Annotated in this window: 2 protein-coding genes (1 of these 2 running past the window's edge); both read left to right on the top strand. The window is 48.8% G+C overall.

All coding sequences use genetic code 11. From position 1 onward, the window contains the following. Window positions 1-4670: the final stretch of a non-ribosomal peptide synthetase gene (locus tag CWC03_RS07630; RefSeq protein ID WP_138581250.1), read on the top strand. Its footprint begins 5158 nt before the window's first position; the window shows 4670 of its 9828 coding nt (coding positions 5159-9828); its start codon lies off the left edge, out of view; it ends in the stop codon at window positions 4668-4670. Then, on the top strand, window positions 4670-16726 hold the full coding sequence (locus tag CWC03_RS07625; RefSeq protein WP_138581260.1) for a non-ribosomal peptide synthetase: 12057 nt from the start codon (window positions 4670-4672) through the stop codon (window positions 16724-16726). Before CWC03_RS07630 ends, CWC03_RS07625 begins: the two co-directional genes overlap by 1 nt.

Below are 16726 nucleotides of genomic sequence, written 5' to 3'. Positions count from 1 at the left end.
ACGAGGCCGAGCTTGCTTATGTTATTTATACCTCAGGTTCAACGGGGCAGCCAAAAGGGGTGCCCATTAGTCATGGCAACCTCAATCATTATCTGCGCTTTGCGTGTCAGCGCTACCTGCCACAATCCGGAGGCATAACCAAGGCAGTGCTCAGTACACCACTGGCATTTGATGCGACGGTGACCGCCTTAGTGCCTATCTTAATGCGAGGCGGTGAACTTGAGTTGCTTCCCACAGACGCCGAATTGTTGCCTGCCTTACAAGCGCAGATTTTTGCAGCTAACGAAGCCAAGTTATTCAAGTTAACACCGGCTCACCTACGCGCGGTATTTGCATTAAGTGACGCACAAACTCGCAGTGTTATTGCCCACCGATTTGTGGTTGGCGGTGAAGGGCTGAGCGCAGCTTTGGTTGATAAGCTGATGGATAAGCTCCCTAACGCCCAATGGATAAACGAATATGGCCCAACAGAGGCAACGGTCGGCTGTAGTATCTATGCTGTAAGCCGTGAGTCGCGCCACCTGTTAGCGGGCCACGAAGAAGTGCCTATTGGTCATGCTATCGATAATATGACCCTTGCGGTGGTTGACGAGTTTGGCCAGCTGGCTTTACCTAATATGCCCGGAGAGCTTTGGCTAGCGGGAGATGGGGTGTGTGAAGGCTATATTAATCTCGCGAGTGTGACGCAAACACGTTTTGTTGAGCAGGCAATGCCTGCATCTGGTACTTTAAGCATGCGTTGGTATCGCAGTGGCGACAAGGCAAAGTGGCAGGCGAACGCGCGCGGAGAGGCTGACTACCTTTGTTATTTGGGGCGGTTAGACGAGCAAGTAAAACTGCGAGGCTACCGTATTTCTCTTATGGCAATCGCCCATCAAATCGACGCGTTGGCGCAGGTAAAGAGCTGCGCTGTGAGTGTTGATGAAGCACAAGAAAGCCTAGTGGCTCATGTGGTTTTAAATGGTGAGGCTAAGCTCACACTCGTGCAGTTGCGCCAAGCTTTAGCGCAGTCGCTGCCCAGTTACATGTTACCTGCCGCGCTGGATATCGTTGCTGATATTCCACTGACTGCAAACGGAAAAGTAGACAAGCAAGCATTACAGCTTGCCTATCAGGCACAGGCGAAAAGCCATGAGGTCGCCGAGGTAATTGATGGATCTAAGCTCACAGATATACAGCGTTATTTACTTGAGTTATATCGTGAACTATTACCGAGCCCAGTACAGGGTATTAACGACAGTTTCTTTGACTTAGGCGGGCATTCGCTGCTGGCCATTAAAGTGATCAGCCGAGTGCGAAGTGAGCAGCGGCGAGATATCACCTTACCACAACTCTTTGATGCACCGAGTATTGCAGCGTTTTCTGAAGTGATAACCGCAAGTTCGATGATTGCGCACAGTAATACCATTGAGCCGGTATCAAGGGCCCAAGCGTTACCCCTTTCTTTTGCTCAGCAGCGTTTGTGGTTAATCGATCAGTTACATGAGCAAAGTCTGCAATACCATATGCCAGCGAGCTATTGGTGTGAAGGAGCCTTAGATATTGACGCTTTAACACAAGCGTTAAGCGCGATTGTTGCACGTCATGAAGTACTCCGTACGGTCATTGTTCCTGCAAGTGGTGATCACGGTGCTGTGCAGCAAGTTCGTGATCAAGTAGCCTGTCCTGTGGAATTAGTAGATTTGTCTGGGCTGAATAACGCAGAGCAACAGCTGCGTTGGCAAACATTGCAGCAGCAATCGTTTAATAAGCCTTTTGATTTATGCCAAGACACTATGCTGCGCGTTATCTGTGTACAGTTTAGTCACAACCAATTTGGACTTTTGTTTAACATGCACCACATTGCCAGCGATGGTTGGTCAATGGCGCTGCTGGCTAAAGAATTTGTGGCGTTTTATCGGCACTTTAGCGAAGCGCCAGCGTATCCGTTGCTAGAGCAATACGCTAAACCGCTGGCGGTGCAGTATGCAGATTTTGCCTACTGGCAGCAACAACAGCAAGATAGCTATCAGGCGGATCTTGCCTATTGGCAAACTCAGTTGCAGCAGTGTCCTGTTGTTCATGAATTACCGCTGGACTTTGAGCGACCACAAGTTCAGTCCCTTGATGGCGAATGTATTCGTCATACCCTTACGACGTCGCAAGTTGAGGCGATAAAAGCGCATTGCCAAGCACAAGGGGTGACCTTGTATATGTGGCTGCAAAGTGCCTTTTCGCTGTTGATGCTTCGTCTTAGTCAAACGCAGGATATTGTCATTGGTTCGCCCATTGCCGGACGTGAGGTGAAAGAGTTAGAGGGGTTACTGGGCTGCTTTGTGAATACCTTGGCTATTCGCGCTCGAAAAGTGGGGTCGCCGTCATTTAACGACTGGCTAAGTGAGCAAAAACAGGTGATCTTGGAAGCCTTTGCCCATCAGAGTTTACCCTTTGAGCAACTTGTTGATGTCATTAATCCACCGCGTAGCTTAGCGCATTCGCCCGTGTTACAAATACTCTTTGCACTACAAAATAACGAACAAAGTGACTTCAAGCTACCTCATCTTAAAATCGAGCAACAGCTTGATCTTAAGCCTGCAATGAAGTTCGACTTAGAAGTCAATGCACAAGAATCTGGCAGTGAGATAACGGTGCAGTGGAATTATGCCAAAGCCTTGTTTAAACACAGTAGCGTGCAGGCGATGGTTGATGCTTTTGTAACCTTAATTGATGCTGCGCTGACAAGCCCTGAGCAAAGCGTAAATACCTTGCCATTAGTTGAGAGTAAAGCAATCAGTGAGCTAGAGCCTGCCACGCAAGCGCAGCCGCAATCTCCTTGGTTTATCAGCGATAAAATACGAGACCTTGCTCAGCATAGTGCACAGCAAAATGCTGTACGAGATATGACTGGCAAGCGGTTAAGTTTTGGCGAATTGGAGTCACAAAGTAATCAACTAGCGCGTTACTTGATTGAACAAGGCGTAACGGCAAGGTCGCAGGTCGCAATAAACTTAGCGCCAAGCTGTGAGCAAGTTGTGGCACTGTTGGCAACCTTAAAAGTTGGGGCCGTGTATGTGCCGCTTGACCCCAATGCACCGAGTCAGCGTCAGCACTATATATTGCGTGACAGTAAAGCGACTTGCCTTATCACCACCTCAGCGCTACTTCCAAATAGCACAGATCTCAGCTGCCGTGTGATGCTAATAGACACCGAGCAGGATTGGCAGAACATGCCTGTAGAGGCGCTTGCGCCATTAAGCGATATTGATGCGCCAGCTTATATGATTTATACCTCAGGCACCACGGGGCAACCCAAAGGCGTGATGATAAGCCATCGAAACTTGCACCTTTATCTTGAGCACGTGAGCCGCAGTTATCTCCAAGGCGATATACACGAGAGTGTTGTCAGCACACCTTTAGCATTTGATGCGACAGTAACGAGCTTATGGGGCGCGCTGGTTAATGGTCTTGGCGTTGTATTGTTAAGCGATGGCGGGCAGTTAATCACAGAGCTAAGTGAGTGTTTAGCGCGCGAAGAGGCGCTGCTGTTCAAGTTGACTCCAGCCCATTTGCAAGGCGTGCTGGCACGATTACAACCGAGCAATGCTGCGCACCATATTGTGGTGGGGGGAGAAGCCCTATCTAGCAGCGTGGTGGCTCAAGTTGGAGCACTGGTGCCACAGGCTCATTTTTACAATGAATATGGCCCAACAGAAGCAACGGTTGGGTGCTGTGTGTATCGCTGTAATGGTCAAGATGCGGTTTCGCTTGCACAGCAATCGCAGCGCTTTGTGCCAATCGGTAGTGCCATTCAAGGCACTCATTTGGTGGTGCTGGATCAGCATCAACAGCCCGTGCCTATGGGCATGCCCGGTGAGCTATACATTGCAGGCGATAATGTGGCTCAGGCGTATTTTGGGTTGCCAGAGCTCAGCGCCAGTAAATTTGTGTCATTGTCTTTGAACAATGACTCACAGCGTTATTATCAGACGGGCGATCAAGTGCGCTGGCTGCTAGATGAACAGGGCTGCCCTAGTGCGCTTCAGTTTATTGGTCGTCGAGACAACCAAGTTAAACTGCGTGGCTATCGCATCGAACTTGAAGAAATTGCGGCTCAGCTTGAGCACCTAGATGCAGTGCAACAAGCACATGTGTTACTTAACGAAAGTAAAGACAACTTACAGGCCTGTGTGGTGCTAACTACACCATCGCACAGTGATGCCATTTATGAGCTTGAACAGACGCTACATACTCAGATATTAGCCTCGTTAGCAGAGGTCCTACCAAGTTACATGTTGCCTTACAAGCTGTATGCACTGGCTGCTATGCCACTTACCAATAACGGCAAAGTAGATGCAGGAGCACTTGCACAACTGGTGCAATCGCAACTGGCGCAAGTGCTTACAGCACCTTTAGCTCCTATGACTGAACTACAAACGCTGCTGGCAGAAATTTTTGCTCAAGTGCTCAATACTCAAGTTCGAGATATTAACAGTAACTTCTTTGAGTTAGGGGGGCACTCTTTATCAGCAAGCCAAGCGGTTGCCTTAATTGAGCAGGCGCTTGAGGTGCCCATTACCTTAAAAATATTGTTCGAGCGGCCAAGCGTAAGCGCACTTGCAACTTGGTGTGAGATCCATCGTGCAGCCAAAGCGGCGGACGAAAACGGTCAGTCTGAGGAGATGTTTTTGTGATGAATGAACAGCAAAGACAGATAGAGGCATTGATCGCAGAAGCATTAGCAGCTGGCGTGACCTTGTATGAAAAAAACGGTGGCTTGGCATTTAAGCAAACCGCTGGGTTTCCTCCACAGTTAAAACAGCAGGTGGTTGAATATAAATCAGAGATCATTGCCTATTTTCAGCAACAAAGCCATGATGTGGCGAGCTCATCGCCGAAAATAGTCGCGCAGCCAAGCGCGGGGAAAATCTTACCGCTGAGCTTTGCACAAGAAGGGTTGTGGTTTATTGAACAACTGCAAGGTAGCAAGCAGTATTATATGCCCGCCGAGTTTTTGCTACGCGGCAAGCTTAATATTCAAGCAATGCGCAGCGCTGTGCAAGATGTGGTGCTACGCCACGACATACTGCGCGCTAGGTTTGTAAAAAATGAACAAGATGGCAAACCTCAGCTGCAAATAACGGATGATATTAGTACGCCGTTCGAGTGGCTTGATGCCAGTGTAGTAGCTGAGGAAACAAGGCAAGCCTACATTGCTTCGCGCATCGCAGCACATCAGAACAAGCCTTTTGATTTGGCTCATGATTGCTTGCTTCGCGTGCTGGTGGTAAGTAATGGCAATGAACATCACCTTGCATTTAATATGCACCATATCGTCTCTGATGGGGCGTCAATGGCGCTACTTGCACAAGAGATAGAAGCTGGCTATTGCAAACACCTAGGTGCACCTTATACACCGCTTGCAACGATGCAGGTGCAATATAGTGATTTTAGCCAGTGGCAGCGAGCACAGCTAACGCCAGATCGCATCGAGGCACCACTGGCGCAACTAAAACAGCAATTTGGCGAATTAGCGCCGTTGCAATCATTGCCTTGTGATTTTGTTCGTCCTGCGGTGCAGTCGTTAACGGGGAAGGTATATCGCCAAGCGCTTGATGCGTCGTTATTTGCGGCGATTTCGACACAAGCGAAGTCGCTCCAACTGACCCCCTTTATGTGGCTGCTCAATACCTTTATGTTGTTTATCGCAAGGCTTACGCAATCGCAGCAGGTAGTTGTGGGCACGCCAGAGCTTGGTCGCCATCACCCCGAATTAACACCGTTAATTGGCTTGTTCGTTAATACCTTAGTGATGCATGCAAAGCTCGAAAGTGATATGCCATTTAGCCAATGGTTGCAGCAACAAAAAGACCTCAACCTAGCGGCGTTTGAATACCGCGATATTCCTTTTGACAAAGTGGTGGAAGCGGTTGGTGCTCCACGAGATTTAAGTCACCATCCGCTAGTGCAAATATTATTTACACTGGAAACCCGTGATGAGCGTGCTTTTACGCTTCCGGGATTATCTGTTCAAGAAGTGCAAAAACAACAGGCGGATAGCATAGCGGTAAAATGCGACTTAGAACTCAATGCCGTAGTTGATGAGCAGGCACTTTATTTACATTGGAAGTTTGATAGCCATCTTTACACAGCAGAGACCATCAAACATTGGGCAGATTGCTTTCACACGCTGCTTCAAGCTTGTGTTACAGCCCCTCATACCGCAATTGGTGAACTTGCTTTACTGAACCAAAAACAGCAACAAGCTTTAATAACGGGCGCTCAATGCCAAGGAGCAACTTGGCCTGAGCAAGACACCATCACCAGTTTATTCACGCGCTATGCCGAGCGCTTTGCCACACGCACTGCCGTGCAAGATAGCACGACTGTGCTGAGTTATCGTGAGCTTAATGATCGAGTCGATGCGCTGGCGGTAATGCTGTTACAGAAAGGGGTCACGCCACGAACTATGTTGGTTGTGAGTGTATCACGCAGCGTTGAGATGATAGTGACCTTGCTGGCAGTGCTTAGAGTCGGTGCTGCCTATGTGCCAGTAGATCCCGACTACCCGCAAGAACGCATTGAGTATATTCTGGGAGACGTGCAAAGCCCATGGCTGCTTTGTGACAACGCTACGCAGGCACAGTTTAGTCAGCTTTCATACCAGCTAATTAATGTGTCACAGGCAGAGCATCAGGCCAGCCGCGAAGCCCTCAAGCAGCTTGATGCTATTCAGATTGAGCCGCAAGACTTGGTGTATATGATCTATACCTCTGGCACCACAGGGAGACCAAAAGGTGTACAAATTGAGCATCGTCATGTGGTGCGCTTACTTCATGTAGAGCCCAACTTATTCGATTTTAATGAGCAAGATGTTTGGACCTTGTTTCATTCCTTCTGCTTTGATTTCTCTGTGTGGGAGATGTATGGCGCGTTACTCTTTGGTGGTCATCTTGTGGTTGTGGATAAAGCGACTGCGCAAGACACTCAAGCTTTTGCTCAGTTGTTGGTTGATGCCCAGGTTACGGTCTTAAATCAAACACCAAGTGCGTTTTACGCACTACAAGCCACGCTACTCAATGACAGTCAACTGGCGAGTCAATGTGCAGTGCGGTACGTGATTTTTGGTGGTGAAGCGTTGCAGCCAAGTAAGCTACAGCCTTGGGCACAGCACTTACCAAATTGCCAGTTAATCAATATGTATGGCATTACCGAAACCACGGTACATGTTACGTTTAAGGCGATGGAACTGGCGGATATGACACTTGGCACCAGTAATATAGGTCGTGCTATTCCGACCACCAGCTGCTATGTACTCGATGACAAGCAAAGGCTCTTGCCGCAAGGTGCCGTGGGCGAGTTGTACGTAGGTGGCGAGGGGGTTTGTCGGGGGTATTGGCAACGTGACGAGCTAAACGCCACTCGCTTTATTCAAAACCCATTTAGTGAAGCACCTGATCAGCGGCTATATCGCTCGGGCGATCTCGTGCGCTTAATGGCCAGCGGTGAGCTGAGCTATGTTGGTCGAATTGACGACCAAGTAAAGGTTCGGGGTTATCGCATTGAATTAGGCGAAATTGAAAACCAGTTGCGCCATCATCCCGAAGTGGCTGAGGTCACTGTGCTGTTAAATCGGCAAGACCCAGAAAATGTCTGGATCTGCGCCTTTGTGGTGTTACACAAACAGGTCGAGTTCGACGACATCACTTTGGTCATGCAGCAGTTTTTAAAACAAAATTTACCCGACCATATGTTGCCTGCCAAAGTGCAATCGGTGGCAGCTATGCCACTGACCAGAAATGGCAAAGTAGATAAAAAAGCACTATTGCAGCAACTTGATACAAGCGTTAACGAAAACACTTATGAAGCACCGGTTGGCGAGCTTGAAACCCAACTTGCAAGCTATTTTGCCGAGATACTGCAGCGCGACTCAGTTGGTCGCTATGACGACTTTTTTAGACTCGGCGGGCACTCGCTACTTGCTGCAAAACTGGCAAATCATATTCGCAAGACGCTGAGCATTGAGCTACCACTGCAAGCGATTTTTACGCACCCTACAGTACAAGGTTTAGCGGCTGCACTTGAAAAGCAAGACACGCAGCTAAGTACTATTGCTGTGGTGGATAAAACCAATGGCGTAGTGCTGTCTTTTGCTCAGCAGCGTTTGTGGACATTAGATCAAATGCAGCAGGGCAGCCAGCAATATCAAATTCAAGCGTTATTGGCGTTTTTAGGGGAGCTTGATCTGAGCGCATTCGAGCAAAGTTGGCAAAAAGTGCTGTCACGGCATCAGGTGTTGCATTCGGCTATCACCAACACTAATGATGGGCCTAAACAGCACCTTGTGGCTTTGCCTGAGCATTTTGTTACGCTTATTGACGTCTCCACACAATCGCCGCTGTGGCAAAATTTGCTTTGGCAGCGTGCGGTACGAGACGACCAAGCACAGTGTTTTGATCTTAGTAAAGATCTAATGATCCGCGCAACTCTGGTTCGATTTTCATCAGGCTATCATCGCCTTATCGTCAATATGCACCACATTGCTAGTGATGCTCGCTCCATTGAAGTATTAATGCGAGAGCTTACGCAATTTTATGCTCATTACGCCCAAGGCTGCAAACTTGCCCATGACTTGATTGCGCCACCTGAGGTGCAATACGCGGATTATGCCCATTGGCATCGAGCACAGTGCCAAGGCGCGCAGCAAAGTGCAGACATGGCATTTTGGTCTGCGCATCTTGACGATGCGCCGCCACTACATCAATTACCGCTCGATACGCCTCGTGGGCAGGCCGTGAACAATAGCGCGCAAGCATTTACTGAGCAGCTAAGCGCAGAGACATGGCAACGGCTACAACAGTTTTGCCAGCGCTTAGGAATAACCCCGTTTATTTGGTTACATAGTGTGTATGCGGTGGTGCTCGCTAAGTTTAGCCAAGTGGATGATATTGTGATTGGTGCGCCATTTTCAGGGCGGCATCACCCACACGTGGAGCAGTTGATTGGCTTTTTCGTCAATGCCTTACCTATTCGCGTGAAGCTCGATTGGCAGCAGAGTTTCAGCCAACTACTCGATATACAAAAAGAGCAAATTGAACAAGTACATCAACACCAATCACTTCCCTTTGAGCGGCTCATTGATCATCTTGGTGTTAGCCGAGAGCTGAGTCACCAGAGTGTTTTCCAGTTGAGTTTTGCGTTTAATCCCGAGCCACAGCACACACCAGAATTTGTAGGCCTTAGCACGGAAGTTTTAACGTCGGAAAACGTGCGTGCCAAGTTTGATCTCGAGCTCAGTGCAACAGAAAGTGGGCAAGGGTTGAGACTGCACTGGCTATACAACAGTGGATTATTTGAAAGAGAAACTGTGGCTAGCATTGCAGAGTGTTTTAATGTCGTGATCGCGCAGTTACTCACAGAGCCTGAGTGCCCGCTTGCGGATATAAAACTTTGCAAGGAGCAGAAGCTAGAGAGTCATGCGATTTCAGGCAAATCAGCGCCGGAACACTTTGAGCAGTCAGTGCTTGAGCAAATTGAGCGACATATGGCAGAGCCTGCACAAGCTGAGCGAGTTGCGGTAATTGACACAAACTCAAATCAAACCTTGAGTTATGGTGAGCTTACTGAAAGAGCCAAGGCATTGGCGGCGTTGTTATTAAGCGAAGGGCTCCAGCCCGAGCAACCTGTATTGATCGCGATGACGGGTAGCGCAGATCTCATTGTGGCGATGTTGGCTGTGTTAAAAGCGGGTGGATGTTATGTACCAGTTGACCCTCATTACCCTCAAGCGCGAGTCAATTACATCGCTAAAGACAGCGGTGCAGCGCTGGTTTTAACAAAGTGTGAGTTTGCCGCTCGCTTTGAGATAGCTGAGTTAGATGATAATCACCTTGAGGCTGAATACTGCTCCCCACATGTCATTTGTGTTGATGACGCCGACGTGCAAGCGCGCCTTGCGGCAATACCACTACCTCAGCAGTTCCCAAAAGTTAAAGCGGAGCAGCTAGCCTATGTGATTTATACCTCTGGCACGACTGGTAATCCTAAAGGCGTGATGATAGCCCATCAAGGGTTGGCGAATTTATGTGGTTGGCACCGACGAGCTTTTGCGGTGGATAATCATAGCGTTGCGAGTCAAACCGCCAACCCCGCCTTTGACGCGGCAACATGGGAAATTTGGCCTTATTTATGTGCTGGCGCGAGCCTCGTGTGTGTGACAAAAGCGGTGCTACAGTCACCGGCTGAATTAACAGCCTGTTTCAATACACACCAAGTCACGCATAGTTTTATTGCAACGCCAATCGCTCAAGCGCTGCTCACTGAGTCTTTGTTTAACCCGCAAAGCTTGCGCTATTTATTGGTTGGCGGCGATAAACTCGGTGCGCTTCAAGCAAAAGAATACGGATTTACCCTAATCAATAACTATGGACCCACCGAAGCCTCGGTGGTCGCGACTTCAGGCGTGGTTGAGTTTGACGAACAGGTGCCAGATATTGGCTTACCCGTCGACAATAGCAAGCTATTTATTTTAGATCCACAATTACGCGCTGTGCCTCAGGGGATGATCGGTGAGTTATATATAACCGGAGCGGGACTTGCTAGAGGGTATTTACATCAACCACAGCTTAGTGCTGAGCGTTTTATTGAGCTACAAGTCTCTCCATCGCACACGGTGCGAGCCTATAAAACGGGAGATTTAGTGCGCCAGCTTAGCAACGGCCGTATCGCCTATATGGGTCGTAATGATGGACAAGTAAAACTGCGAGGGTATCGTATTGAGTTGGCCGAAATTGAACAGCAAATCGGGCTGCTATCGAGCGTACAAGAATGTGCGGTTCAGATAACCACAAGCGCGTCAGGGCAGCCACAGTTGCAGGCATTTGTGGTGGCAAACACTGAGCCTAAAGTGCTTCAAGCTCAGCTAAAGGAAAGACTACCAAGTTATATGGTGCCAGAGCATTTTGTCATGCTCGCAAGGTTACCTTTGACGCCGCATGGCAAGGTTGACCATCGTGCCTTGGCAACGCTTGGTAAAACTCAACAGACTATCACAGTAACCGAGCCGAGCACGGTCAAACCACAGGCTAACAGTATCGTTGCTCAGTTATTGGCGATTTATCGGCAGGTATTAAATACGCCATCCATGACCGCAGAAGACGACTATTTTGCTTTAGGCGGCGACTCTATTTTGAGTATTCAAATCGCCAGTAAAGCCAAAGCACTCAAGTTACCAGTGAGTGCTACCGACGTGTTTACTTACCCCAGTGCTTCGGCGCTTGCAGCAAGACTTACCCAGCAAGATATTCACCTGTCGATAGGTAAAGAAAGGCAGCCATTGGTTGGTCAACTCGATAAATTACCAATTCAGCATTGGTTTTTTGCTCAGAAATTTGCCAAACCCAGTCATTGGGATCAGAGTGTGCTGGTGAGTGTAGATAAATCCGTTACACCAGCGCAGCTTATGGAAGTTGTAAAATATCTGTTCACCCAGCATGACGCGCTACGTTTGGTGGTTGCGGATGAAAATACCCTATTTGTACGTGATGGCATTGATATTCAAAAGGTATTTACGGCGCATACGCTTGAGCGTGACGCATGGCAAGCTGAGCTGAGCGAGTTCAGTGAACAAGTGCAGCAAGGTTTTGCGTTTACTGGCACACCACTGTTTAAAGCGGTGTTATTTGTTACGCCTGACGGCGAAGCCAACAATCGCTTGCTGTTTAGCGCACATCACTTGCTAGTGGATGGTGTCTCTTGGCGTGTGTTACTTGAAGATGTGAGCCAGCTATTACAGCAGCAAACAAACAATGTACCACTGGAGCTTCCAGCCGCAAGTGCAAACTTAGCAGAACTTGCAGACTTTTATCGTGAACTTGCATCTAGTGAGCGCGATTTGCGCAAATGGCAGAAGGTGGCTGCATTGGCTGAAAGCTCACACTTATTGAGCCTAAAAGATACAAGCGCGACCCCAGCCATAGCCAAAGCTCGCCACACGTTATCAGCATCGCACACCCGTGCATTATTGGGATCTGCCAACACCAGTTATGGTACGACGGCGCAAGCACTGCTGCTCAGTGCACTTGCCTGGTGTGCGCAAAAGTGTGGTGCAGGCAGTGAAGTGATCATGCTAGAAGGGCATGGTCGCGAGTTGCTGACCGAGGCACTGGATAGCAGCCGAACCATTGGCTGGTTAACGGCGCTCTATCCAATGCCGTTATTTAGTAATGGCAGCCGCTTGCATGATGTGATTTGTAGTATCAAGGCAGAGCTTGAAAGGAGCGCTAAAGTTGCCAGTAGTTATGGTGCTGCGCGGTATTTACACCCAGAGCTAAACGTTCGCTCAGCGCTTGAGATTGATACCCGAGACTTACTGTTTTTCAACTATTTAGGCCAGCTAGATACAGTTATTGAGCAGCAAGGTTTGCTGGGAGATGCTAGTGAGTCGACAGGCACTTTGGTTGCAGAGTCAAATCTCAGTTACTTTGGAGCGCAGCTAACAGCGGCTGTTGTCGATGGTCAATTGGCGTTAACGCTGGAGTTTGACAGCCAGCGCTTAGCATCTGAAGCAGCAGAGCAATTAAGTAAAGAGATACTCGAAAGTCTAATTGAGGTCATCGAGTATTGCCAATCCCAGCCTCAACGTCATTACACAGTCAGTGACTTTGCACTTCTCAGCGGCATTTCTGAACGGCAGTTACAGCGCATACTTGGGCAGGTTGAAGGGGAAGTTGAGGATATTTACCCCCTAACGGGTTTACAGCAAGGCATGTGGTTCCACAGTCAAACGGCACGTGAGGCGCACAATCAACGCACGCAACCTTACGTCGAGCAAACCAGCTTATTGCTACAGGGTTGTGTGGATATAGAGGCGTTGAGTTACGCTTGGCAGCAGTTGATTAAACAGCACAGCATATTACGCTCGGCCTTTATGGACGTTGCTGGGGAGCCGCTACAAGTGGTCTGTAAACGTGCCGATGTGCCACTCAAACTGCTGCATAGCAACATCATTGCAGATGCGCAATCGCATGTGGTGAAATCACAGGCCGAAGTGGAGCTTGCCGAGCCGCTTAAGCTCTCGCAAGCGCCTTGTATGCGGTTAAGCTTAATCGCTTTTGATGATGGCAATGTTGGAGTGGTGTGGACGTATCATCATCTTATTATGGATGGCTGGTCATTACCGATATTATTTGCTGAATTAGTGGCATTTTATCAAGCTCGTTGCCAAGGTGAGTTACGCCCCATTGTAGTAGATAATTTCCGCGATCATATCGAATATTTGCATACACATGTTGAGTGTGATGAAGCGTTTTGGCGGGATTATTTGGGTGGTGTTAGCGCTCCCACACTACTCAGCGAAAAGATACTACATACTGAAAATAAAGCGGCTGGTGTTAAAGAACTCAGTGTGACTTTACCGCAATCGCTGCAAGATGCCGTGACTCGCTTTACAAGCGAGCAAGGACTGACCGTCAATCAGTTTATCCAAGGGCTCTGGGCTTATTGGGTGGCAAGTTGCTGCAACGAACCGTATGCCTTATTTGGTCAAACCATCGCGGGTAGACCTACAGCGCTTAGTAGAATGGCGCAGCGTGTTGGCTTGTATATCAATACGCAAGCGGTCCATGTCGCGATAGATCAAGCTGCGCGTGTGAAAGATTACCTGCAAGCGGTGAAGTCGCAGCTTACGGCATTGGCGCAGCACCCGCATACACCACTGACACAAGTTCATCAGTGGTCGGGTATTGAGAACGACAGTCCATTGTTTGATTGCTTGTATGTTTTTGAAAATTATCCGCAAGATCCGTTGCAAAATAGCGCTGCGCTGCCATTTATTGCAACAACCTTAAGCGAAGTTGACGAAACACACTACCCATTGACCTTTGTGGTCGGCGTAGGAGCGAGTTTATCGCTCACGCTGAGCTATCAGCAGCAATGCTTTGATGAAGTGTTTATCGAGCAAAGCCTTGCGGCGATGCAGCAGCTGATGTTAGCTGCGACACAACAGCCCGAACAAACACTTGGGAAATTGTCTTGGCAGTCTCAACACGCGCCGTACAGCAAGGCATTGCCTCTGCCTACTTTTGCACTGACGCAAGCGGTGCCATATCAAACGCCAAATTTACCTATTCAGCAATTATTTGCTCAAGTTGCTGCTGAATTTCCTGAGCATATTGCTATTCGTGAATATAGTACCGCCTCTAGGGAGGCTCGCTGTTATCACTATTCACAACTGGATAAAGACGCCAATCAGCTCGCCCATTACCTTGCATCACGATTAGAGCCGAGTACAGCCCCCGTTATTATTGGCCTGTGTTTAGAGGCGAATTACCAGCTTATTGTGGCTATGCTTGCGGTGCTTAAATTGGGTGCGGCTTATCTACCAATTGCACCAACACTACCTGAGCTTCGACGCCGTTTGCTGTTGCAAAATGCCAATGCAGCCATGCTGGTTACTAAAATAGAATATTGGCAGGGTAGCTCGGAGCAGGTGGTGCCTCAAGTCGATTTAGATAGTATTCAGGGCGCTTTGGCCGAGCAGGCTAGTCGTTGCTTTACTGCGCCATGCCAGATTGACGACCTCTGTTATGTAATTTATACCTCGGGCACCACGGGCATGCCAAAAGGGGTGATGGTGGAGCATGCCAGTGTCGCCAATTATGTGCAGGCATTAGCCTCGCAATATGCAATGACGCCAAGCGACAATTACCTGCAATTTGCTAGCATGAGCTTTGATGTGTTTGCCGAAGAAGTCTTTTGTACTTTACTTTGTGGTGCAACCTTGGTGATGGCACCGACAGACGACATGTTGGATCCCAACAAGCTGGCGCAATTAAGCCAAGATGCCGAGTTAACACTGATGAGTTTACCAACGGCGTATTGGCATCAACTTGCAGCAATTTCAGTCACCTTGCCAACCTCGCTGAGGATCATCACCATAGGAGGCGAGCAGATGCAGATTGCCGCGCTCACCGATTGGCAGCAGCGCTACGGCGACCGTATTCGAATTATTAATGCCTATGGCCCGACCGAAGCGACTATTTCGGCAACCCTTAATGACGTCACACACTTCAGCGGTGCACGCGTGCCGATCGGTCAGCCCGTCGCGGGTTTGTCTTTATATTTACTCGATGAACAGCTTCGAGCGGTGGCCACCGGTGTGGAAGGGGACTTATACATTGCGGGTATTGGCCTTGCCAGAGGCTATCTCAACGACGAGGAAAAGACGCAGCAAGCCTTTATTATTGAGTCAAATAGCGGCCAGCGACTTTATAAAACTGGCGATCGCGCTTGCTGCTTAGCCTCAAATGAATTGCTGTATCTAGGCCGTGGTGATGACCAAGTTAAAGTGCGCGGTTACCGCATCGAATTGGGTGAGATTGAACGGCAACTTCAGCTGCTAGACGAGGTTGCTGCTTGTGCTGTGGTGGTGCGTGAAGATAGCAGTAACAACGCGCAATTGGTGGCATTTGTGCAGCCAGCGCAGCATACGGAAGTGAGTGATGCAGCTCTGCGAGCGCAGCTACGCGCAGTACTACCCGCTTACATGGTCCCTGAGTTGTTCCAATCAATTAGCCAGCTTCCGCTGACAACGAACGGCAAAGTCGATCGCAAACAGCTCATTGCGCTGGCCGGATCATACACTTCGCCTCAATCCTTGCGGCAAGAGGCTAAGCAGGAAAGGCTCACACCACTACAAACTCAATTAGCGCAGCAGTTTGCCCGTCGTTTGCTGGTGGATGGCGTGTGCCTTGACGATAACTTCTTTAATTTAGGTGGTCATTCACTATTAGCGATGCGTTTAGTGGGTGATATTAATCAGCATCTACAACTCAATTTGCCGCTGTCGGCACTGTTTGAGCATCCAACCGTGCGTGGGCTCAGTCAGTATGTTCAAGCATTGAGAGATGGTCTTAGCGAACGCGATGGCAAACCCCAATCGCTTGAAACCTTAGTGTGTTTGCAAGAGGGGGAGCTTGGTTTTACACCTGTGGTGTTGATTGCGGGTGCGGGAGGTTGGCTAATGGCATTTCATGCGTTAGTGAATGGGCTTGATAGCCGTATACCCGTTTATGGCTTGCAGCCAGAGGCGCTCGCCGAGGAACCGGAGACGCTAACTTCTATTGGCCGCACCGCAGCGTATTACTTGAGTGTATTAGCAGGCGCTGAACTTGGTGAGCAAGTGCATTTGGTCGGACATTCTTTTGGCAGCTTTATTGCCTATCGACTTGCCACTTTACTTGAGCAACAAGGTCGCATTGGCTGCTTGGTAACTGTGATTGATACGCCTGTACCGAGCAATCCAGCGCTTAACTTAGATGGAGCGCAAATCGCACAAATGATGCTGGATAATCTGGTGGCGTTTTTCCGCCTTAGTGTCTCTGATGCTGAAATCAGTGCCTATAAGCAAGGTGATGCTTCAGCACGCATTGCCTATCTCAATCGCTGGATACATCAAGCTGGATTTAATTTTAGTGATGCGCATCTACGCCACTTTCAACAAGTTTTTAGTGCCCAACTGCGAGCAAATATTGAGGTGCCGTCTATGCTTAGCGACACCCCAATCTGCGTTGTAAAAACGCAGCAAACGCAAGAATTTGAAGGCCGTCCTGTGAATAAAGACATGGGATGGAAACCATTTAGTCACTCTCTCTCTTGTTATGAAGTCAAAGGAGATCATTTGTCCTGCCTGCAAGCCGAGCAAGTAGGGCAGTTGGTTAACATAATTGAGCGCAACTATGTGTTGCACTAG

The organism is Pseudoalteromonas sp. S2755 (genome assembly GCF_005886535.1).
GTDB lineage: Bacteria > Pseudomonadota > Gammaproteobacteria > Enterobacterales > Alteromonadaceae > Pseudoalteromonas.
The sequence above is the reverse complement of the archived record's forward strand: the minus strand, read 5'-3'. Positions and strand labels throughout refer to the sequence as shown.